This is a genomic window from Paenarthrobacter nitroguajacolicus (assembly GCF_007786235.1).
Lineage (GTDB): Bacteria > Actinomycetota > Actinomycetes > Actinomycetales > Micrococcaceae > Arthrobacter > Arthrobacter nitroguajacolicus_A.
The window spans coordinates 26970-47750 of the sequence record NZ_VNFK01000017.1 but is presented as its reverse complement, the minus strand read 5'-3'; the positions used below and the strand labels follow the sequence as shown (position 1 = coordinate 47750).

General features: G+C 62.6%; 20 protein-coding genes and 1 tRNA gene. 13 read left to right on the top strand and 8 right to left on the bottom strand.

The features are described from left to right. Positions 1-57: 57 nt before the first annotated feature. Positions 58-834: a histidine phosphatase family protein gene (locus FQP90_RS18360; protein WP_144652506.1), complete on the top strand. Its 777-nt coding sequence runs from the start codon at positions 58-60 to the stop codon at positions 832-834. Then, positions 812-1741 (top strand): NAD(P)H-hydrate dehydratase, encoded by a 930-nt coding sequence (locus FQP90_RS18355; protein ID WP_208760038.1) that lies wholly within the window; start codon positions 812-814, stop codon positions 1739-1741. The genes FQP90_RS18360 and FQP90_RS18355 overlap by 23 nt, the downstream gene beginning before the upstream one ends. 21 nt (positions 1742-1762) lie before the next feature. On the opposite strand, the gene FQP90_RS18350 is transcribed toward FQP90_RS18355, so the two are convergent. From FQP90_RS18350 to FQP90_RS23795, 4 genes are all read right to left on the bottom strand, one after another. Beyond that, complete coding sequence (locus FQP90_RS18350) at positions 1763-3430, bottom strand: RecQ family ATP-dependent DNA helicase (RefSeq protein ID WP_144652505.1); 1668 nt, start codon at positions 3428-3430, stop codon at positions 1763-1765. Between the two features lie 141 nt (positions 3431-3571). Then, on the bottom strand, positions 3572-4180 hold the full coding sequence (locus tag FQP90_RS18345; RefSeq protein ID WP_144652504.1) for a dihydrofolate reductase family protein: 609 nt from the start codon (positions 4178-4180) through the stop codon (positions 3572-3574). 68 nt (positions 4181-4248) lie between these two features. Further along, positions 4249-5811: a glycoside hydrolase family 32 protein gene (locus FQP90_RS18340; protein WP_144652503.1), complete on the bottom strand. Its 1563-nt coding sequence runs from the start codon at positions 5809-5811 to the stop codon at positions 4249-4251. A gap of 47 nt (positions 5812-5858) precedes the next feature. Continuing rightward, positions 5859-5981, bottom strand: coding sequence for a hypothetical protein (locus FQP90_RS23795; RefSeq protein ID WP_280115991.1), 123 nt, complete (start codon positions 5979-5981; stop codon positions 5859-5861). Between the two features lie 160 nt (positions 5982-6141). Between FQP90_RS23795 and FQP90_RS18335 the strand changes: the two genes are divergently transcribed. The 6 genes from FQP90_RS18335 (at position 6142) to FQP90_RS18310 (ending at position 13073) form a co-directional block, all read left to right on the top strand. Next, complete coding sequence (locus FQP90_RS18335) at positions 6142-7578, top strand: GH32 C-terminal domain-containing protein (protein ID WP_144652502.1); 1437 nt, start codon at positions 6142-6144, stop codon at positions 7576-7578. Between the two features lie 49 nt (positions 7579-7627). Continuing rightward, positions 7628-8965: an ABC transporter substrate-binding protein gene (locus FQP90_RS18330; protein WP_144652501.1), complete on the top strand. Its 1338-nt coding sequence runs from the start codon at positions 7628-7630 to the stop codon at positions 8963-8965. A gap of 48 nt (positions 8966-9013) precedes the next feature. Continuing rightward, positions 9014-9895 (top strand): carbohydrate ABC transporter permease, encoded by an 882-nt coding sequence (locus FQP90_RS18325; RefSeq protein ID WP_144652500.1) that lies wholly within the window; start codon positions 9014-9016, stop codon positions 9893-9895. Beyond that, positions 9892-10797, top strand: coding sequence for a carbohydrate ABC transporter permease (locus tag FQP90_RS18320; protein WP_144652499.1), 906 nt, complete (start codon positions 9892-9894; stop codon positions 10795-10797). The genes FQP90_RS18325 and FQP90_RS18320 overlap by 4 nt, the downstream gene beginning before the upstream one ends. Before the next feature lie 38 nt (positions 10798-10835). Then, the gene (locus FQP90_RS18315; RefSeq protein WP_144652498.1) at positions 10836-11915 is read left to right on the top strand and encodes a LacI family DNA-binding transcriptional regulator; all 1080 of its coding nucleotides are present in this window, start codon (positions 10836-10838) and stop codon (positions 11913-11915) included. A gap of 264 nt (positions 11916-12179) precedes the next feature. Further along, a complete protein-coding gene (locus FQP90_RS18310; RefSeq protein WP_144652497.1) occupies positions 12180-13073 on the top strand; it encodes a glucose 1-dehydrogenase in 894 nt (297 codons plus the stop codon). A 507-nt stretch (positions 13074-13580) separates the two neighbouring features. Here the strand turns inward: FQP90_RS18310 and arr are convergent. Beyond that, a complete protein-coding gene (gene arr / locus FQP90_RS18305; RefSeq protein ID WP_144652496.1) occupies positions 13581-13991 on the bottom strand; it encodes an NAD(+)--rifampin ADP-ribosyltransferase in 411 nt (136 codons plus the stop codon). A 280-nt stretch (positions 13992-14271) separates the two neighbouring features. Between arr and FQP90_RS23670 the strand changes: the two genes are divergently transcribed. Beyond that, on the top strand, positions 14272-14538 hold the full coding sequence (locus FQP90_RS23670; protein ID WP_244296845.1) for a hypothetical protein: 267 nt from the start codon (positions 14272-14274) through the stop codon (positions 14536-14538). 79 nt (positions 14539-14617) lie between these two features. Beyond that, a complete protein-coding gene (locus tag FQP90_RS18295) occupies positions 14618-15109 on the top strand; it encodes a DUF2306 domain-containing protein (RefSeq protein ID WP_144652494.1) in 492 nt (163 codons plus the stop codon). A 180-nt stretch (positions 15110-15289) separates the two neighbouring features. Here the strand turns inward: FQP90_RS18295 and FQP90_RS18290 are convergent, their stop codons facing one another. From FQP90_RS18290 to FQP90_RS18280, 3 genes are all read right to left on the bottom strand, one after another. Next, entirely contained in the window at positions 15290-15751 is a 462-nt protein-coding gene (locus FQP90_RS18290) for a GNAT family N-acetyltransferase (RefSeq protein ID WP_144652493.1), read from the bottom strand. Between the two features lie 159 nt (positions 15752-15910). After that, positions 15911-15987 (bottom strand) — tRNA-Thr (locus tag FQP90_RS18285). 159 nt (positions 15988-16146) lie between these two features. Then, positions 16147-17025, bottom strand: coding sequence for a DsbA family protein (locus FQP90_RS18280; RefSeq protein WP_144652492.1), 879 nt, complete (start codon positions 17023-17025; stop codon positions 16147-16149). 176 nt (positions 17026-17201) lie between these two features. Between FQP90_RS18280 and FQP90_RS18275 the strand changes: the two genes are divergently transcribed. The 3 genes from FQP90_RS18275 (at position 17202) to FQP90_RS18265 (ending at position 20777) form a co-directional block, all read left to right on the top strand. Continuing rightward, a complete protein-coding gene (locus FQP90_RS18275) occupies positions 17202-18701 on the top strand; it encodes an alpha,alpha-trehalose-phosphate synthase (UDP-forming) (RefSeq protein ID WP_144652491.1) in 1500 nt (499 codons plus the stop codon). Continuing rightward, complete coding sequence (otsB, locus tag FQP90_RS18270; RefSeq protein WP_144652490.1) at positions 18691-19488, top strand: trehalose-phosphatase; 798 nt, start codon at positions 18691-18693, stop codon at positions 19486-19488. The genes FQP90_RS18275 and otsB overlap by 11 nt, the downstream gene beginning before the upstream one ends. 206 nt (positions 19489-19694) lie before the next feature. Next, positions 19695-20777 (top strand): ABC transporter ATP-binding protein, encoded by a 1083-nt coding sequence (locus FQP90_RS18265; protein ID WP_062070492.1) that lies wholly within the window; start codon positions 19695-19697, stop codon positions 20775-20777. The last annotated feature ends 4 nt before the right edge of the window (positions 20778-20781 follow it).

The following is a 20781-nucleotide window of genomic DNA, read 5'->3' as shown; positions in this document are numbered from 1 at the left end:
GGGTACTCAGTGGGTAGTGTTCTGCATTCGGCAAGGCGCGCGGAGGGGTGATCTTTTGTGAACGAGGACGGGCTGACAGACGCGGTGCAGGAGGCCGGTGCTGTGGAGTTGCTGCTGATCAGGCATGGTGAGAGCGAAGGCAACCTAGCTGCAACTGAAGCACGTCTAGCGGGGGCGGAGATCATCGATGTTCCGGCCAGGGACCCCGACGTGAATCTGTCAGGCACCGGGCAGGAGCAGGCCAAGGCCCTGGGGACAGCATTGGCCCGGATCGCGGCAGAATCCAGGCCGGACGCTGTGGTCTCCTCCCCCTACGCTCGTGCCTGGCAGACGGCGGAAATCGCCGTCGAGGCTGCCGGCTGGCCCGTGAAGGTACTCACCGACGAACGCCTCCGGGACCGGGAGCTGGGCATCCTGGACAGGCTGACCCGGCTGGGCGTGGAGACGCGGTACCCGGACGAGGCCGAACGTCGACTCTGGCTGGGCAAGCTGTACTACCGTCCGCCGGGTGGGGAGTCGTGGGCCGACGTGGCGCTCCGCCTTCGCTCGATCCTGGACGAACTCAACACCCTGGGAACGGGGCAAAGAGTGATGCTGGTCTGCCATGACGCCGTGATCCTTCTGGTTCGATACGTTTTGGAGGGCATGTCCGAAGAGGAGATTCTGGACCTTGCCGCGACGACGTCGGTTTTGAATGCCTCGATCACCCGGTACGTGCGTCCATCGGGTGCCGGGCCGTGGACGCTGGAGAGCTTCAATGTGGCGGACCACCTGACGGAACAGGGCGTCACTGTCACCGAGCATGCGGGGGATGCCAGTGTCCACCCCCAGTGATTCAAGCGCCCTCACTTTGGTGACACCGTCGCTGCTGCGGGACTGGCCGCTGCCTGCCCCCGGCGATGACAAGTACTCGCGCGGAGCAGTGCTGGTTGTCGGTGGGGCGCGGGCAACCCCGGGCGCGGCCCTGCTTGCCGGTACCGCGGCGCTTCGTGCGGGGGCCGGAAAACTTACCCTGGCTGTTGCCGAGTCGGCGGCAGTGCAGGTGGGCGTTGCGCTGCCCGAGTGCGGCGCCCTGGGTCTGCCCGAAACCGCCGACGGTTCCGTGACCGGGGAGGGACTGGACCGGATCTCGCCGTACTTGGAGCGCGCCGACGCCCTGCTGATCGGGCCGGGCTTGGACGACCTCGACCTTGCCGAGGCTCTCCTGCGAGCGCTGCTTGAGCGGGAGGTCACCGCCGGTGTCACCGACGCCGGAGGAGGAGCCGCCGTCGTTCTGGACGCCTATGCTTTGGGAGCGCTGGGCAAGGTGGAGGACCGGCTTGGACCATGGCGGGGCCGCCTGATCCTCACGCCCAATCCCACGGAAGCTGGGATCCTGCTGGGCCGCGACGTGGAGGACCTGGAAACTGCGGTAGTGGACATTGCGCGGCGGTTCGATGCAGTGGTGAGTTGCCAGGGCTATATCGCGGGGCCGTCAGCCGAAGCAGCTCAGGACACTGAGCTGTGGAAGATCACCACCGGGTACGGCGGGTTGGGAACATCGGGCAGTGGGGATGTATTGGCGGGTGCCATCGCGGGGCTGCGGGCGCGGGGAACCAGCGACTCCCAGGCTGCCTGCTGGGGCACCCATCTTCACGCAGCCGCTGCAGACCGGTTGGCCAGCAAGCTCGGCCCGCTCGGGTTCCTGGCCCGCGAGCTCGCCGACGAACTGCCCGCTTTGATGCTGGAGCTGAACACGTAAACCATCCCAAGTCCGTACCTTCTAAGCGGGCTTCAGCAGGTCATGCTCCACGACGGCGGTTCGGGAAAGGGTCTTGTACCCCTCCTGCTCGAACAAGACAGTGATGACATCGTCCTCATAACGCATCACCAGGCCCTGCCCCCACTCCTTGTGGATCACGGTGGACTGCAGCGGGAACGTCTCGTCGTCCGATGAGGCGAGGTGTTCTGTGGAACCGGGTCCGCCGGCGTCGTTTGCAGCGTCAATGCAGGCGTCACAGTTGCCGCAGGGCTCCGGCATGTCCTCACCGAAGTAGGCCAGCACGAACTGGCGGCGGCAACCGTCCGTCTCCGCATAGGCGCGCAGCATGGTGAGCCGGGACTCGTCCACGCGCTGCCGGGCCTCGGCAATGTCGACGGCGCGCCCCACCAGCGCGGGAAGCTTGGCTTTGGAACCGAGCCTGATCCCGCGCTTGCCCGTGGTGACAGCGCCCGCGTCCTCCAATTGGTTCACCAGCGCCGTGACGCGGCGGGCGGGAAAGCCTGTGAGCTCCGCCAGCGCGGTCTTTGGAGCAGGCGCACCGGCATTCTTTATGACCTTCAACACCGCCAGGAGCGCCTCGGGGTCGGGAGCGTGCGTGCCGAAGAACTTCCGCAGGCCAAGGTCCTCCGCGCGGTAATGCAAAATGGCTGAGGCAGGCTCCCCGTCGCGGCCGGCTCGGCCGATCTCCTGGTAGTAGGCATCCAGGGACTCAGGAATGTCGGCGTGCACCACGAACCTCACGTTTGGTTTGTCGATGCCCATCCCGAACGCCGTGGTGGCTACTACTACGTCCAGGTGGTCATCCTGGAACTGCTGGTGAATACGCTCGCGCTCAGCGGCCGGTCGACCCGCGTGGTAGGCCTCGGCACGCAGGCCGTTCTCCACCAGTTTGGCTGCGTACTTCTCTGTATCTTTGCGGGTGGCCGCGTACAGCAGCCCCATTCCTTCCGTCTTCGCCAGCGCGGAGACCTGCTCCAGCACGGCTTTGCGTTTGCCCTTGTCTTCCTGATGGCGGATGACGTCGAGGCTGATGTTGGGCCGGTCGAAGCCGCGGACCAGAATAAGCGGGTCCTTCATGCCAAGCCGATCCACAATCTCGTCCCTGACAGGTGGGGACGCGGTGGCCGTCAGTCCCACTACGGGCGGGTTGCCCAGACGCTCGCGAACGCTGCCCACATCGAGGTAGTCAGGGCGGAAGTCATGGCCCCAGGCCGAGACGCAATGCGCCTCGTCCACCACGAACATGGTGATGTCCAGCTTCTTCAGCCGGTCCACCGTCTCCTGCTTGGCCAACTGCTCCGGCGCCAGGAACAGGAACGTGGCTTGGCCGGACTCGACTGCCTGCCAGGCCGCCTCCACCTGTGAGTCGCTTCGGGACGAATTGATGGCGACGGCGGCTCCGTCACCTAAGTGGTCGGTCAGCGCGTCCAGTTGGTCCTCTTGCAGGGCAATCAGGGGAGAAACCACGACGGCGGGGCGTCCGGTCTGGTTGTGAAGGTACCGGGCTGCGACCTGGTAAGTAGCGGATTTGCCGTACCCAGTGGGCATTACGGCCAGGACATCGCGGCCCTCAACGAGGGCGCTCATTCCCGCGAGTTGGCCGTCGCGCAGAGCAGGCAAAGAAAATGACGACGCCGCAAGGGCCGCCAGGGCAAGATCATCGGACATTAAACTATGGCTCCGCATAAATGGTTCCTGCGGCCACTTGCATCAGCCGAGATGACCAGCCTAACCCGGGCCGGGACCCGCCGTCGTCCGCTGTTCTTCCGGTTGTGGATAACGTCTGCGCTTATGGAATCAGGACGGTCTTCACGTGCGCACCCGGTAGCTGAGATGGGTCACACGCGTTCCGGGAATAACGACGGGTTCATCGAGCATGATGTCCGTGTCCAGTTGCCCAAACCAGCGGACTCCACGACCCAGCAGAACAGGTACAAGGTCGACGCGGAGCTCGTCCATCACCCCCAACCGCAAGCATTGCTGCACGACGTCTGCGCCGGCGATCCCAATCTCCGCGCCGGCCGCACGTTCGGCAGCACGATCGAGGGCCGTTGTGAGGTCGCCTGCGAATTCGAAGGGCGCGGGCATTCCATCCCGACGGCTCGGAGGCCAATCCGCTGGCGGTTCGCGGTGCGTCAAGACGACGGTCGGCGACTCATTGGGCGGGTGCCCTCCCCACCCCTTCGTCATGTCGAAGATGCGGCGGCCGGCAATGAACGCTCCCTCACGCGGCAGTGAGCTCCAGTAGACGGCATCGGCTTCGCTGAGATGGAACGGCCGGGGATGTCCGGGCATCCAGGTTTCACGTTCTCCGGCCTCATACCAATCGAACAGGGGCCCTACGCTGTCATCCTCGCGTGCGATGAAACCGTCAAGGGACACCGAAAACTGGGCGGAAACACGGCTGTTCTTGTACATGGACCCAGTGTGTTGGCGGCGGGCGGGATGTCAAGGCCGCAGCGGCCCGGCACCCCGCCCCCCTGCAGTTAGATCGGGTTCCCGAACTCGCGGATGGTGATGCCGGTGAAGTTAGCCGGGCCTCCATCCGTGTAGAGCGAAATACCGGTGTCGCCCTCCGCAAAATGCACCTGCTGCGACACCACGGTGTGTCCGGAATTCACGAACACCTCCACGCTCTGGGTGTCCACGAAGATGCGCAGGTGCACCGACCTGGCGCTGGAGTCGATGGGCGCGGCGGCGCGCGTGTAAGGCGCCAGCGCGTAGCCGCTTTGATCCGACGGCGCACGGTCAACATACAGCTCGCCGCCATACTTACCCACATTCGTGTGACGTGATCCATCAGCGGAGCGGCCTACGGAGACCCCAACATTCGTGGCTGCGTCCCACCCGATGTCGAGCTCCAGCTCATAGGCGCGGCCACTCCATGGCAGAACGGCGCTGCCGTTGACTGTGCGGTCAGGGAGGGTGGTGGTAGCTGTTGCGTATCCCTGGAGAGCGGCGACCGGGGAACTGAGCAGGCTGTACCAGCCTCCCGATTGACGCTCCAGCCGCAACTCGCGAACGATCGAGTTCTGTCCGTTGTAGCCATCCGATGCGTCGGTGGGAACGTCCCGTGCGGCATACTTCCAGTTGTTCATCCACGCGACCGCCAGGCGCTTGGTCTCCGGCGCCTCCACGGAGGGCCACGTGACGGCGGCGTACCAGTCCCAGCCCCAGTCGAGCCACTGTGGAGTCAGGTTGTCGGCGATGAAGGCCGTGCCGTTCCAGGTGCCCATCCAATATGCATAGGTCATCGGCAAGCCGACACCGTAGGCATCCATGCTCGCGGCAAACACCCAATGCCGAGAGCCGTCGCCGGCAGTCATCTCGAACAGATCGGGGCACTCGATCCCGCCGAGCGCGGGGTTTGGGTAGTCGAAATTGGAGGTCCACTGCCAATCCCTCAGGTTTGGAGAGGTGTAAAAGGCTGCGTAGCGTGCTCGTCCAATCACGCACACCCACTCGCTGCGCACGGCATCCCAGTGGATCTTGGGGTCGCGGAACCACTCCGCATTGTCGATCTCGGCCGGTGTGCTCGCGGTCCGTCCGTCGGTGTTGACGATGACAGGATCCGGGAGCGCCGTGAAGGTGTAGCCGCCGTCGGTGGACCAGTACAGATATTGCTCCTGGTACTTCCGGATTCCGTCGGTGGGCTGTGTGGCCAATGCGATCACCGCTCCGGCACCGAAGCCGGCCGTGTTGGCAGTATCGACGACGGCCGATCCCGACCAGACAGGGAAGTCGGGTTGCAGGGGCATGACAACGCCCTGGTGGGTAAACGCTACGCCGTCGTTGGTTGTGGCGTGGTCCCAGCCGCCGGGACCGTTGTTCTGCCCGGAGTGCAAGTAGTACAGCTGGTACGCGCCGTTGGTATGGACCGGGCGCTGCGGATCGCAGAGCCAGCCGGACGGTGGCGTCATGTGATAGACCGCCCGGAGGGAAGTCTGTGCGTGCGCGGCTGCCAGAGGATGGAGGCCGCTGAAGGAAAGGGCCAGCGCCCCTGCGCCTGCGCCTTGCAGGACGGTGCGTCGTGAAATGTGGTGCGTCATGGATGGGTTTCCTCTCAAGTTCGGCGGGCGCAGTTGACCGCCGAACGTCATTGGGTGGGCGCAGCGGCAGAAGCGGGAACGCCGACGTTCCCGGCAGCCAGCTGGCCAATATGTGAGGTGGAGAAACCGGTGATGGATGCCGAACCCGCGTTGAGGGGCCGTTGGCTCATCGGCTACGCAGGACGTTAGTGCCAGCGGTCCCCGCTGGTCAAGCGTTTTAGCGTAGGAAAATTTCCCGCAGGTTAATTTTGCTAAAACGCTTGATCACATCCAACTTCCGCGCTAGCTTTCTAGTGATCAAACGCTTTAGCAGAATGGACATCAGCGCAGATGAAACGCTCAGTCTTCTACCAACCCACCGATGGATGGGTTGGAGATCTCATCCCTTTCGAAAAAGACGGGGAGTTTTGGCTCTTCTACCTCCACGAAGTAAGGTCCCATCCGAAACCGGGCACGTCATGGAACCTCGTCACCACCAAGGACCTGACGCAGTTCGAGGACCACGGGGTCGCCCTCCCTCACGGCACCGAAGCGGAACGTGACTTCAACGCGTACACGGGCAGCGTCGTCGTCGATGAAACAGGCGTCCACCACTTGTTTTACACCGGCCAGAATCCCAGCAACCTGGGCGCTGACGGCGCCCCTCTCCAATTGGTCATGCACGCCACCAGCACTAACGGAATGCAGAGCTGGACCAAGCACCCGGAGCTCACCTTCGGAGCTCCCGACGGGTACGAGTCCGGGGACTGGCGGGATCCCTTCGTGTTCCGAGATGACGCCAAGGGCCAGTGGCGGATGCTGCTCGCGGCGCGGCATTCGGAAGGGCCGGAGCGGCGCCGCGGCGTCATCGCCCAGTGCGTGTCCACGGATCTGATGACCTGGGACCACACCGAGCCTTTCTGGGATCCGCGCCGGTACATCACGCACGAATGCCCGGACGTTTTCCAATGGGGCGATTGGTGGTACATGGTCTACTCCGAGTTCTCGGAGTCGTTCACCACCCGGTACCGGATGGCCAAGAGCCCCGACGGTCCGTGGACCGTGCCGACCCTGGACAGCATCGACGGCCGCGCCTTCTACGCCTCCAAGACAGCAGAGCGCGACGGGCGCCGCTTCTTCTTCGGCTGGATCGCCAGCAAGGAAGGCAACAGGGACCACGGCCCTTGGGAATGGGCCGGCACCATGTCTGTCCTGGAGGCCCGCCAGAACCCGGACGGTACGCTCGGATTCTCCTTTGCCGACGAATTGGTGGACAGCTTCTGGGACGACGTCCCGGTCTCCCTGACCAACAACCTGCCCACCCGACTGGAAGCACCTGACGGATACACGGCCCTTGTCTCCGACGAGGACCTGCCCAGCCAGTTCTACGCCAAAGTGATACTGGACATCGCTCCCAACACCACCGAATGCGGGCTGCTGCTGCGCTCCAGCCCCGACGGCGACCATTCCTACATTTTGCGTGTGGAACCCAAGCGCGGGCGGCTCGTCTTTGATCGGTGGCCGCGCGCCATCACCGGCGATGCTCAGTGGCACGTTTCCGGGGACGTCCCGTTCGACGTCGAACTCGAGCGAGCCTGCAACCTCGCCCCGGGCGAGCACACCCTTGAAGTCATCGTCGACGGCGACACTTGCGTCGCCGTCGTCGACCGCCAGGTTGCGCTCAGCGCCAGGATCTACGACCTGGCCGAGGGACGGATCGGCGTTTTCGCCGGCGAAGGATCCGCCACCGTCACAGACCTTGAAATACGTCAACGAACCGACAACTGAATACCCCACCCCACCCCAACCTCTGTTCCAATCAAGGGAGATTGCCGCAATGAAGAAACTACTCCGCGCTGCCGCCGTCGCAGCCGCCGCAGCCTTGGCTTTGACAGCCTGTGGCGGCGGCGGAGGCACCACCGATCCCGCCAATGTCAGCCCCACGGGCGAGGTCAAACCCCGCGAAATATCGTGGCTTCTCTCCAGGCCTGCCGACGGGGCGGTCATCAACATCATGAAAAAGCTCGCCGATGACTATGCCAAGGACCACCCGGGCTTCGCCCTGAACCTGATCACCACGCCGGACCGGCCCTCCTACATCCAGAAGCTCGAAACCTTGGCCGCGGCCAATAAGCTCCCGGAGCTGTTTGATACGGATGCCACCCCGTTCGCACAGCAGCTGGCGAAGCAGGGCAAGATGGTGGACGCCGACAAGTTGCTGAAGTCCTTGGACATCTACGACGACTACCGTCCCGGCGCCTTGGACTATCAGCGCTTCGACGACGGCTCCTTGTACATGATTCCTTTCCAGTTCGAATTGGAGTTCATCTGGTACAACAAGGCGCTGCTGGAAAAAGCCGGCGTCTCCGTGCCGAAATCCCTCGATGACATCCCTGCCATGTGCACGGCGCTGAGGAGCGCTGGAATTACGCCGATCGCCATCGATGGGCAGGATCGGTGGCCATTGGAACGCTACGTTGCATACCAGCCCTTCCGTGAAGCCGGCCCGGACTTCGTCCAAAAACTCAAGAAGGGTGACGCGTCCTTCAAGGACGCCGCCGGACAAAAGACCGTGACATGGATGGCAGAACTTGGAAAGGCCAAGTGCTTCCAGGACGGCTTCTCAGCGCAGGGTTACTCGGATGCGCAGAACCAGTTCACGTCCGGCCAAGCGGCCATGTACAACATCGGAACGTGGGAACTCCCCAGCCTCGCCACAGACAAGCTCAACCCAGCGGTTCGGGACGACATCGATTTCTTCACCCTTCCCACCACTGAAGGGTCCGTGACGGCAGCCAACGAGTTCGTCTCCCCGTCCGGCATCGGCATGGCCGTGAACTCCAAGACCTACGATCCTCTGGTCAGCGACTTCCTGAAATTCGCGCTGGAGAAGTACCCGGCTGAGTACGCCGCCACGGGTGCACTCTCCCCCACCACCAATGTGCAGACCACCATTCCGGCGAATGCCACCCCGCTGTACAAGAAGGCCCTGGAGACGGCCAACGGCCTCGGCAGCAAGCAGGCCATGCCGTGGGACACCCAATTGGACCCCACCACCAACGGCAGGCTGCAGCAGGAGCTGGTGCTCCTCGTCCAGGGCAACATCACGCCGGAGCAGTTCACGCAAACCATGGACAACGCCATCGAACAGAACGCCCCCAAGTTCTTCAAATAAAACGTAGCAGCGGGGGGCCGCAAGGCCCCCCGCTTGAAAGGCCCCGCCATGCTTCCCAACCGGTCAAGGACATCAGTCCTGGTCTTCCTGCTTCCGCCGCTGCTCCTCTACTGCGCAGCCGTACTCTTTCCCATTCTCCAATCGCTGTTCCTGAGCTTCTTCTCGTGGAACGGCATCAGCGATATGGAGTTCGTCGGCCTCTCCAACTACGTCAGGATGCTCACTGCCGACGACATCTTTTGGCGCTCTTTCTTCAACGCCCTCATCTACCTGGCCATCTGCTTGGTCCTGCAACTGGGCGGCGCACTGGTGGTAGCCAGCCTTCTGACGTCCTTGCGCCGCGGCCGGGAACTCATCAAGACCCTGTACCTGCTGCCGGCCGTGATCTCCACGGTAGCCATCGCTTTCCTCTTCGTGCGCATCTACTCGATCGATCCCGTGGGCCTGCTGAACCAACTGCTGCACTGGGTGGGACTCGGTGCGTTTGAACGTGCCTGGCTCTCCGATGTGAACACTGTGCTGGCGGCCGTATCCGCGCCGGAAGGTTGGCGGTTCACCGGGCTCTACATGCTCATCATCTACGCCGCCCTGATTGCCGTTCCCAAGGAACTCGAAGAAGCCGCAGTCCTGGACGGTGCCAACAAGTGGACGCTGTTCACCAAGATCCGCTTCCCCTACATTCGGCCCGTCTGGATCACCACCACCATCATGGCCACCACATATGGCCTGCGTGGTTTCGATATTCCCTACCTCATGACCAACGGCGGCCCGGGACAATCCTCCGAGCTGCTCACCACCTACATGTACAAGACAGCCTTCACCAGTACGGACTTTGGGTACGCCAGCACCATCTCCGTGTTCATCGTGATCGAGTGCCTCGTCGCCGTCGGCCTCATCCTGTTCATGCTCAAGCGGAAGGCAGACTCATGATCGCCCAGACAGCCCCGGTTCACACCCCACCCACCACTACGCCTCCCGCGCCAGCGGTCCAGAAGCGACGCCGCAAGCCCAGCCTGTACCGGACTCTGTCCCGGGTCCTGATCATGCTGATCGTGATCGTCCAGGTCTACCCTCTTGCATGGCTGTTCCTGACCAGTCTCCGCACTGAACAGGACTTCGCCACCGGTGACCCGTTCGCCCTGCCCAGTTCGCTGACGTGGGAGAACTATGCCCGGGCGTTCGAAACGGGCGACCTTGGCCGGAATATCCTCAACAGCTTCATCGTCACCATGGGCGCCAACATCCTGATCGTCCTGTTTGGCATGATGGCCGCCTACGCCATCCAGGTCCTTGGCTTCCGCTTCAGCAAGTTCGTTCGTGGGCTGTTCCTGGTGGGCATTATCGTGCCTGTCCAGATTGCGCTGGTTCCGCTGTTTATCGACTACTCCACCGTGAACCTGCTGGACACCTACCAGTCAATGATCATCCCCCTGGCCGGTTTTGCCCTCCCCATGTCCATCTATCTGTTCTCTTCATTCTTCGAATACATCCCGCGGGAGACGTACGAGGCCGCTTCCCTCGACGGCGCAGGCCCTTACCGGATCTTTGGACTGATCACCTTGCCGTTGTCCTTGAACACCGTGGTCACCGTGGTCCTGGTCAACAGCATCTTCATTTGGAATGACTTCATCTTCGCCAACACCTTTGTCCTTTCCGAAGAACTGAAGACCATTCCGCTGGGCCTGCAGAATTACATCGGGGCCATGGGAAAGGTGGACTGGACAGCCACCTTCGCCGCTGTGTGCGTCACCATCACGCCGTTGCTGCTGGTGTTCCTTGTCCTGAACAAGGCCATGATCCAAGGCCTGGAGAGCGGGGCGAACAAGGGATGACTGCCATGGCAGACGGATATACTCCTGGTGGAGGACAGATGATTTCGCAGGAGAAAAATTCAGGCAGCGCGGCCACCCCCGACGTTCCTGTCAAAATCGACCGTGCCCATCCAGTGACCCTCCGCGAAGTCGCTGAAGCCGCAGGCGTTTCCACCGCCACGGTCTCGCTGGTCATCAACAAGAAAAAGAACGCCCGCATCGCAGAGGAGACGCGCGAACGCGTCAAGGACGCGATCCGCCACCTCGGATACCGGCCCAACGCCATGGCCAAGAACCTCGTCAGTGGAACGTCCAAGTTCATCGGACTCGTCGCCGACGGCGTTGCCACCACCCCTTTCGCCGGCCAGATCATCCACGGAGCGCAGGATGAGGCTTGGAAGCACGGTTACGCCCTGTTGATCGCCAATACCGAGGGCAACCTCGACCTGGAAAAAGATGCGATCGCCATGATGCTCGAGTACAAGGTTCGCGGGATCCTTTACTCAACGTGGTTCCACCGGCCCACGGATGTCCCGGAAACCCTGCGTGAGTCCGACTTCGTCCTGGTCAATTGCTTCTCCCCGGATTCGTCGACATCCCGTGCTGTGGTTCCCGACGAAGCCCAGGGCGGGCAATCGGCAACAGAAATCCTGCTCCGCGGCGGCCACCGGCGCATTGCCTTCATCAATACCACCACGCCCGCTCCAGCCAAGGACGGACGACTCAAGGGTTACCAGGATGCTCTGGAAGCCGCGGGCATTCCGTTCGACCCCTCCTTGGTTCTGGAGGCCTACCCGGACCAGGAAGGTGGTTACGGTGCTACGGAAGAACTCCTCAAGCGCAACGTTTCCGCCGTCTATTGCTACAACGACCGCATGGCCATGGGCCTCTACGACGGGCTAAGGGAGAACGGCCTCTCCATTCCGGACGACATCGCCGTAGTGGGATTCGACAACCAGGAAGTCATTGCGGCCCACCTTCGGCCGCCGCTCTCCACCGTGTCCCTGCCCCACTATGAACTCGGCGCCGCCGGTGTCCGCATGCTGCTCGGCCTGGACAAGTCCCCTGACGGCAACCTCGTGAAAATCTCGTGCCCTGCCGTTGAGCGGGCCTCTGTGGCTGTGCACTCCGCCGCGTAGCCCAGCTTCACCTGGCTGACTTTCAGCTGACAACCTTCACCCACTTTCATCGCGACCGCCGGCCGCCCATGCCCCGGCGGCTCCCCCATGAACGTTGCCTACGGGCTCGGCCGGCTCGGCGCGAACACGGCACCTCCGACGGCGGAGGAGCTGCTGGCGGAACTTCCGTCCGACTTGGCAGAGCCACCTCTCCTTGCTTAGGCTGGAAATCATAAGCTTACTTAGCTTTTCCATGCTCCACGCCTAACCATCAGGAGGACCAGCATGACTGACCAGTACACCTTCCGAAACCCGGTCACCGCTTACGAGCACATCTCCCCGCCGAAACAGCACCAGCCCGAGCCCGGGCTCGACGCTGAACTGACACCAAAGGCTGACCTCGGTGAGGATAGCTATCGCGGAACCGGACGACTCGAAGGCCGCAAGGCGATCATCACCGGAGCCGACTCGGGAATCGGAGCGGCCACCGCCATCGCGTTCGCCCGTGAGGGAGCCGACGTCGTCCTTTCCTACCTGCCCGAAGAAGAAGAGGACGCTGCCCGGATTGCCGGGATCATCGAGGCCGCCGGCCGTAAGGCTGTTAAAGTCCCCGGTGACCTCAAGGACTCCGCAACGTGCCAGGAAGTGGTGGACACTGCCGTCGCTGTCTTGGGCGGGATTGACATCCTGGTCAACAACGCGGGCAAGCAGGTGGCGCAGAAGGACCTCGCGGACATCACCGATGAGCAGTTCGACCACACGCAGAAAACCAATGTGTACGCCATGTTCTGGCTTACCAAGGCTGCCCTCCCCCATCTCCCGGCCGGCTCCACCATCATCAACACCACGTCCATTCAGGCCTACAACCCCTCGCCCACCCTGGTGGATTATGCAACCACCAAAGCCAGCATCAACAACTTCACCAAGGGCTTGGCACAGCAGTTGGCGCCGAAGGGCATCCGGGTCAACGCCGTGGCACCGGGCCCCATCTGGACGCCCCTGCAGGTCAGCAGCGGCCAGCCGAAGGAAGAACTGCCCGAGTTCGGACAGTCGACTCCTTTGGGCCGCGCCGGCCAGCCGGCCGAACTTGCCCCGGCGTACGTCTTCCTCGCCTCGCCGGAATCCAGCTACGTCGTCGGTGAGACGCTGAATGTCAACGGCGGCAGCCCCACGCCTTAGGCGTCACCCTGATGAGAAGCACGACGGCGACGCCCCCACGCGCGGGAGCGTCGCCGTCGTCGTTAATTCAGTTCGTGCGACGCTGCCGAACAGGACGGAAGGCTCGTCCCGGTTGGTTTGAGTTGTGCCTTCCAAAGGCGCTGGCTACCGTGAACAGTTCCAGCAAGCACGGCGTGGATGGGGGCACATCTTGGGGTTGGCATTCAGTACGGCCATGTTCAGCATCGCTTTCCTGGTGGTGGCCGGACTCTTGAAGATGCTTGCTTCCCAAGTGGAGGCGGGAGAGTCCAGGCCAAATTACACTTTCGGCATCCGGTCCAAGGCAACCAGCTCTATGGGTGATCTTCGGTGTACTGCCCAAGGATGACAGCAGCGTGGTTTGGATCTTTTGCATCGGGCTTGGCTTCACTGCCGTCCTGGTGGTGCTGCTCCTGCGCATGTACTTCAAGGCAAATTCGGTCGCAGAACGAGTCTGTTTTTCGACTCGCTAGCTCTCATGGGCCCTTGTCAGTTGATGATCTCGCCGCGTTCATCGGCCAGAATCGCCGCCAAGCGGTCTTTCCACGCCTGCAACGCTTCGGGCGTCAGGCGCGTCCAGTCGGTGACTTCGCCGACTACCCGGAGCGGATCGCGGCTGCGATACGACCGTGTGGGATTCCCCGGGAATTTCTTGTCCGTCACGTTCGGATCGTTCTCGAACGCCCCGGTGGGCTCCACCTCGTAGACGCGCGGTTCATCGTCACCTGCTGCGAGCTCCGCAGCGAGTCCCGCGCCGTCCGGCAGTGCAGTGAAGTAGATGTGATTCATGACGACTTCGGGACGGTAATTCGACCTGTTGCCTGCACTCAGGAGGTCTCCTTCCCGAAGGTCTGCTTTGGTGCCGTGAAAGAAGGGGCCATCGTCCAGGGGTTTCGTCACAGCTAAAGCCTAAGCCGACGTCACTTGTTCCGTGGGACGTTTTCGGGTTCGCCCGTGCGGCCAGGCGCCTGGTTAGAATCAACACACTAGAGCCTGAGGGGGCAGCGCCATCAAGAATTCAAAGTTCGCATTCCTGGTCACAACCGTCGTAGGGGGCTTGTTGCTCACAGGGTGCTCCGGGGCATCCGGTTTCACAGCGCTTGAGCGCCCATCCGCAGCGAGCGACGACCTTCCCGAAGGTGTGAATTTCGGACCGGAAACGCACCTGGCAAAAGTACTCATGGTTGCCGAGGCCAATGGCAAGAAGCACTTCCTCGGACAAGATGAGGAAGGGCGCACCGCCTGCCTGGCTGTTTATCCTGTTGACAACCCTGCCGGCTGGCACAGCAGTTGCTCAGTGGGAGGGACAGGACGCGGCGAGATCCTGAAGACGTCCGGACCTGACCAGAAAGCATCCGTTCTCGTCTCTGACGGCTTCGACACAAAGGATCTGGAAGCCTCCGGATTCACGAAAGTACATGCCAACATCCTGGTCTCGGATGGCTGAAGGGTTGGCATGTTCCGTTAAGGGAGTCATCCGCCAACACATGTGCAAAGGTGAAGCTGACGGCCACTAGGCTGGCCGTATGCCGTCGCCCTGGACTCTCCTGATCGCCCTGCACGCCATCGCAGCGGGCTATGCCCTGATCTTCGGTGCCGTGAATCTGCTCCGCCGCAACAAAGGCACTGCAGCGCACAAGGTCCTGGGCCGCATCTGGGCGGTGGCCATGTACGTCGTGGTCCTCACGTCCTTCGGGATCCGGACCATCGACGGCGGATTCAACTGGCTCCACGCGCTTTCCCTGCTGACGTTTTGCACCCTGACGATGGGACTGGTGACCGTCCGCCGCGGCAACATCCGGGCGCACCAGCGCTTCATGACCGGCAGCTACTTCGGACTTGTCGGCGCGTTCATCGGCGTCGTTGCCGTGCCGGATCGCAGACTCCCCCAAATGGCCATTCACGACCTCGCCGGTCTCACGCTCTGGGTGGCCGCCCTCGCACTTACCGCCGGGCTGACCATCGCCGGACTCCGGCAAATGCGACAGAGGACCGTCCCAGCCAGGGCGGAACATTAACCGGTTACGAACCCGGACGATCCTGTTCTGCATGGTTGGGCGCCCTGGGTTAGAGTGCGACCTCGGTCAGTTGCCACTCTTCACGACCAGACGAGGATGGACCCCTCCTAAAGGAATGGACCCTCCTAAAGGAACAGTGTCAGCTCCGGCCGGATCGTGACGCGAAAAAGCGAGAAACTTTTAGGCCGGACGTGCAGGTGGTTCCAGTACAAGCAACTGCAGGTGCAGGATGGGGAAGGGGCGGCCCTCGCCGTCAACTTCGGACCGGCCCACTTCGGAGAACCCCCGCGCGGCGTAGAACGCCCGTCCGGAGGCGTTCTGTTCGTTCACATCGACCCGCACAGCATCATGCCCGGCTGCTGCCGCTTGCAACAGCGCAGACCCGATTCCGCGCCCTTGCGCGTCAGAGTCAACAAACAACATTTCGACAGTGGCCCCCGAGACAGCGATGAACCCTACGAGCGTCCCGCCCTCAACGGCGACCCTGAGATCCGGCATCTGCGGCAGGTAAGCGGCTACGTCCTGCTCGATCTCGTCGACATCAGCTGCTGTCAGGAAAGCATGGGTGGCCTCGACCGAGCGCCGCCACAGGGCCAGGAGTGCGGGGTAATCGCCGGCGTCGACGGCTTGAATGGAAATCATAGCGAGAGCATACTGGCCAGCAGGGTCTCGGGTTCTTGAGAAACCGCCCGCTGGTGTCGTCTGGCTTCTTGAAAGCGTGTCGTCGACGTGGAGTGCCCCGCATTTCAGACACAAAAACCCCTCCATCCCCGGGCAAAATCGCCGGAATGGAGGGGTTCGTGGAGCCCCCTGTCGGATTCGAACCGACGACCCCCGCTTTACAAGAGCGGTGCTCTGGCCAACTGAGCTAAGGAGGCATGCGCCGGTAACACGGCGCGTCGCGCAAATCAGCGCTAGATAAGGGTAGCCCAGACCCTCCCCGTCACGGAAATTCGCCCACAGTACCAGCCGCAAGTACAACAGCGGCCAGCCACCCATGAGTCAAAGGGTGACCGGCCGCCGTCGTGCTTTAGGGCTTAGCCCTTGGCGTCGATCGCGGTCTGGATATCAGCGTTCAGGTCGGTGGTGCCGTCCCACTGCTTGCCATCGATGAAGATGGTGGGGGTGCCCGTGATGCCGATTGCGGCAGCTTCCTGCGTGGCGACCTTCACCCACGGACGGAACTGCTTGCTGTCGACACACGAGTCGATGTTCGCGGCCCCGATTTCGGTGGCCATCGCCTTCAGGTCCTTGTCGGAGATACCGGCGCCGCCTTCAGCGGGCTGGCGCTCAAAGAGCAGGTTGAAGAATTCGGCGTACTTCTCAGGGGAGGAGTTCACCACGCAAGCAGCTGCGTTGGCTGCGCGGGAAGAATAGTTGGTGGAGGACTGCTGGTCCAGGAAGCCAAGCGGCCGGTACTCGAGGGAGATTTTTCCTTCGTTCCGGAGGTTGGTCAGAGACTCCCCGTAGGTGGTCTCGAACCGCTTGCACACCGGGCAGATGAAGTCGATGTAGGCGATGACCTTGACCGGCTTGCCGGCTTCGGCCTCGCCGCCGGGAACCGTCACGGTGGCCGGCTTGGTGGCCGGAGGTGCAGGGACATCAGCGACGTTGACGGTAGCTGGCTCGGACTTAACAACTTCGGTGTTTGCCAGCAACGTCACGCCGCCATGCACGTTACCGTTGGCCGGAGTGGGGCCTTGGTCGGCAATGGGGGCGTTGTTCTGGACATTGCCAACAACGACGAACGCCACCACAGCGATGATGACGACGATGGCAACCACAATGCCCCAGCCGACCAGAAGCTTGTTGCGCTTGTCCTTCTTCAACTGTTCTTCGCGGATTGCGCGCGCTTTTTCCCGCGCCTGTGCGGTGCGTTCAGCCTTGGACAGGCGGGATTCGTTTGCGGGGCTCATCAGTTCCTCGGGTTACTCGACGTCGTAGTGCATAGCTAGGGCAACGGGGACAGTTTACGGGAGCCAACTTGGAGCTCCACCGCACACCCTTCCTGCCGGTTGTTGAACGATCAACTGCCCGTGAAGATTCCGCCGGTAGGCTGGGAGTTGAGTCACAGCAACCCCAGGGAGCATTAATGCAGGATTTGGCAAGCGAAAAACTCAAGACCGAAGAAGGCGTTCGGGCTTCTCCCGTCAAGAGGCCCACGGCAACCAAGTTCGACTTCATGGTGGTCTCCAACAGGTTGCCCGTGGACCGCATCAGCGATGACAACGGCCACGGCAACGACGGGTGGCGGCGTTCGCCCGGCGGCTTGGTTACGGCGCTCGCGCCGATGATGACAAAGTCCGACGGCGCGTGGGTAGGTTGGCATGGCGCTCCGGACGAGACCGTGCGCCCCTTCAGCCATGAAGGCATGGACCTCATCCCCGTGCAGTTAAGCAGCGACGACGTTGAACTCTTCTACGAGGGCTTCTCCAACGCGACCATTTGGCCGCTGTATCACGATGTCATTGCACCGCCGGAGTTCCACAGGACTTGGTGGGATTCGTATCGCAAGGTCAACAAGAAGTTCGCTGACGCCGTAGCCCGGCACGCCGCCCAGGACGCCACTGTGTGGGTGCAGGACTACCAACTCCAGCTGGTTCCGCGTTTGCTGCGGGAAGCCCGGCCGGACCTCAAGATCGGCTTCTTCAACCACATTCCCTTCCCGCCGCCGGAGATCTTTGCCCAGCTGCCGTGGCGCCGCGAAATCATCGACGGCCTGCTTGGCGCTGACCTGCTGGGCTTCCAGCGCCCCAGCGACGCCGGCAACTTCATGCGCTCCGCCCGCCGCTTCCTGGGCGCCAGCGTGAAGCAGCAGCAGGTTCATGTGAAGGGCCCGGACGGGGAAGTGACCCATATCGCCAGGGCGCAGGCTTTCCCCATCTCCATCGATGTGGACCAGATCCGCGAGCTCGCCGCCAGGCCGGACATCATTGAGCGGGCCCAGCAGATCCGCAAGGACCTGGGCAACCCCAAGACCATCCTCCTGGGCGTGGACCGGCTCGACTACACCAAGGGCATCCGGCACAGGCTTAAGGCTTTTGAGGAACTCCTGGCGGACGGCCACATCAAGGTGGAGGACGCTACCCTCATCCAGGTGGCCAGCCCCAGCCGGGAGCGCGTGGAGCAGTACAGGCTGTTGCGCGAGGAAATCGAGGGCACCGTAGGCCACATCAACGGCACGTACGACACCATCCAGAACACGGCCGTACGCTACCTGCACCACAGCTACCCGGTGGAAGAAATGGTGGCCATGTATCTCGCGGCGGACGTCATGTTGGTGACGGCGCTGCGCGACGGCATGAACCTGGTGGCCAAGGAATACGTCACGGCCCGTTCAGAAGACGACGGCGCGCTGGTCCTCAGTGAATTCGCCGGCGCAGCCGATCAACTCAAGCAGGCCCTGCTGATCAACCCGCACGATATCGACGGTCTCAAGTCCACGATCCTGCGCGCCATCAACCTTTCCCCCAAGGAAGCACGCCGCCGCATGAAGCTGATGCGCAAGCAGATCCTGGACCACGACGTCGATCATTGGTCCGCCGAGTTCCTGGCCGCACTGGAGGAAAAGGTGGTGCGCGATGACAGCTGAGAATCTGTCCCTCTCACCGGAATTGCTGGAGGCCGTCCGGCGCATTTCCAGCACTGAACAGCTCCTGGTGGCCCTCGATTTCGACGGAACGCTCTCCCCCATCGTTGATCGCGCTGAAGATGCACGCCCTCTTCCGCGCTCGGCCGCGGCGTTGGAGGCTCTTGCCGAACTGCCACGCACGACGACGGCACTCATTTCAGGCCGGGCACTGGACAGCCTGCGGCTGGTCGCCTCACCTCCGGCCACCACGCTGCTGATCGGCAGCCACGGGGCCGAGGTGTGGCTCGGTGAAGGGTCTCTGGGCCTGGAACTGGACGATGAGCAGCGCGCGAAGCTGGCCGCAGTCCGCGAGGTCCTCATGGAGATCGTGAACATCGCTCCCGGGACGTTGCTCGAAGACAAGCCCGCCGGCGTCGTTCTCCACACCAGGATGGCCGACGACGACGTTGCGGAAGACGCCGTCGAGGCTGCCCTGCGCGTGCTGCGCGAGCATCCCGGCGTCTACCTGAAGACGGGCAAGCGCGTGTTGGAGACGTCAGTGGTCCACGCTTCCAAGGGGGAGGCGGTGGAGTTCCTTCGACAGGCCACGGGTGCCACTGCCATCCTTTTCGCTGGTGACGACGTTACTGATGAGGACGCCTTGGGCAGGCTGATGGGCGACGACGTCGGCATCAAGGTGGGTTTGGACTTCACGCAGGCGCAGTACCGCGTGGAGGCTCCCGTGCACGTGGCTGAGCTGTTGGAAGCATTGCTGCGGGAACGGCGCCGGGTCACCGCTGAGGCCTGATGCGTGAGCAGTCACACGTGTGACGTTCGTAACATTTAGGTAGTAAGTCCAAAAGTCTGACATACTCTTGGATGTGATGTGACGCACAGTACCGTGCGACGTCACACGATCCTCCCCGGCCATTGGCCGGGGAGTTCAACTGAAGAAAATGAACCATTCACAACGGATCGTCCGGCACGTACCTGCCGGTGAAGGGATTGATAACTGTGGCTACAGTTACTTTTGATAACGCTACGCGTCTGTACCCGGGCACAGATAAGCCCGCCGTCGACAAGCTCAACATCGACATCGCCGATGGCGAATTCCTGGTCCTCGTTGGACCCTCCGGTTGCGGTAAGTCCACCTCGCTCCGCATGCTCGCAGGCCTTGAGGACGTCAACGCAGGCCGCATCCTGATCGGTGACCGCGACGTCACGGACGTTCCGCCGAAGGACCGCGACATCGCAATGGTCTTCCAGAACTACGCCCTCTACCCGCACATGACCGTTGCGGACAACATGGGCTTCGCTCTCAAGATCGCTGGCGTTTCCAAGGAAGAGCGCGCCGAGCGTGTTCGCGAAGCCGCCAAGCTTCTTGACCTTGAGGCATACCTGGACCGCAAGCCGAAGGCACTCTCCGGTGGTCAGCGTCAGCGTGTTGCCATGGGCCGCGCAATCGTCCGTAACCCCCAGGTCTTCCTCATGGATGAGCCCCTCTCCAACCTTGATGCCAAGCTTCGCGTCCAGACCCGTACGCAGATCGCATCCCTGACCCGCCGCCTCGGCGTCACCACGGTTTACGTGACGCACGACCAGGTCGAGGCCATGACCATGGGTGACCGCGTGGCAGTCCTGAAGGACGGCCTGCTCCAGCAGGTTGATACCCCGCGCAACCTCTACGACCGCCCGCAGAACGTCTTCGTCGCAGGCTTCATCGGCTCCCCGGCCATGAACCTCCTGGAACTCCCCGTCGTCGACGGCGGCGTCCAGTTCGGCGGAACGGTTTACCCCGTGCCGCGCGACGTCCTCGAAGAGGCCCACGGCCAGACCGTCACCGTCGGTTCCCGTCCGGAAGACCTCGAGACTGTCGGCAACGGCGAAGGCCTCCAGGTTGAGGTTGACGTGGTGGAAGAACTCGGCGCCGACGCTTACGTCTACGGCCACACCATCCTCGATGGCAAGAGCCACGACATCGTTGCACGCGTCGACGGTCGTCGCCCCCCGATGAAGGGCGAGTCCATCTTCGTTCGTCCGCAGTCCGGCCACGTGCACCTGTTCGACACCAAGACCGGCCTGCGCCTGGGCGACTAGTCCC

What these genes read in the sequence shown, in the direction of transcription:
- FQP90_RS18355 (WP_208760038.1), top strand. Translation starts at nt 812, where the DNA reads ATGCCAGTGTCCACCCCCAGTGATTCAAGCGCCCTCACTTTGGTGACA.
- FQP90_RS18350 (WP_144652505.1), bottom strand. Translation starts at nt 3,430, where the DNA reads ATGTCCGATGATCTTGCCCTGGCGGCCCTTGCGGCGTCGTCATTTTCT.
- FQP90_RS18345 (WP_144652504.1), bottom strand. Translation starts at nt 4,180, where the DNA reads ATGTACAAGAACAGCCGTGTTTCCGCCCAGTTTTCGGTGTCCCTTGAC.
- FQP90_RS18340 (WP_144652503.1), bottom strand. Translation starts at nt 5,811, where the DNA reads ATGACGCACCACATTTCACGACGCACCGTCCTGCAAGGCGCAGGCGCA.
- FQP90_RS23795 (WP_280115991.1), bottom strand. Translation starts at nt 5,981, where the DNA reads ATGAGCCAACGGCCCCTCAACGCGGGTTCGGCATCCATCACCGGTTTC.
- FQP90_RS18335 (WP_144652502.1), top strand. Translation starts at nt 6,142, where the DNA reads ATGAAACGCTCAGTCTTCTACCAACCCACCGATGGATGGGTTGGAGAT.
- FQP90_RS18330 (WP_144652501.1), top strand. Translation starts at nt 7,628, where the DNA reads ATGAAGAAACTACTCCGCGCTGCCGCCGTCGCAGCCGCCGCAGCCTTG.
- FQP90_RS18325 (WP_144652500.1), top strand. Translation starts at nt 9,014, where the DNA reads ATGCTTCCCAACCGGTCAAGGACATCAGTCCTGGTCTTCCTGCTTCCG.
- FQP90_RS18320 (WP_144652499.1), top strand. Translation starts at nt 9,892, where the DNA reads ATGATCGCCCAGACAGCCCCGGTTCACACCCCACCCACCACTACGCCT.
- FQP90_RS18315 (WP_144652498.1), top strand. Translation starts at nt 10,836, where the DNA reads ATGATTTCGCAGGAGAAAAATTCAGGCAGCGCGGCCACCCCCGACGTT.
- FQP90_RS18310 (WP_144652497.1), top strand. Translation starts at nt 12,180, where the DNA reads ATGACTGACCAGTACACCTTCCGAAACCCGGTCACCGCTTACGAGCAC.
- FQP90_RS23670 (WP_244296845.1), top strand. Translation starts at nt 14,272, where the DNA reads ATGGTTGCCGAGGCCAATGGCAAGAAGCACTTCCTCGGACAAGATGAG.
- FQP90_RS18295 (WP_144652494.1), top strand. Translation starts at nt 14,618, where the DNA reads ATGCCGTCGCCCTGGACTCTCCTGATCGCCCTGCACGCCATCGCAGCG.
- FQP90_RS18290 (WP_144652493.1), bottom strand. Translation starts at nt 15,751, where the DNA reads ATGATTTCCATTCAAGCCGTCGACGCCGGCGATTACCCCGCACTCCTG.
- FQP90_RS18280 (WP_144652492.1), bottom strand. Translation starts at nt 17,025, where the DNA reads ATGAGCCCCGCAAACGAATCCCGCCTGTCCAAGGCTGAACGCACCGCA.
- FQP90_RS18275 (WP_144652491.1), top strand. Translation starts at nt 17,202, where the DNA reads ATGCAGGATTTGGCAAGCGAAAAACTCAAGACCGAAGAAGGCGTTCGG.
- otsB (WP_144652490.1), top strand. Translation starts at nt 18,691, where the DNA reads ATGACAGCTGAGAATCTGTCCCTCTCACCGGAATTGCTGGAGGCCGTC.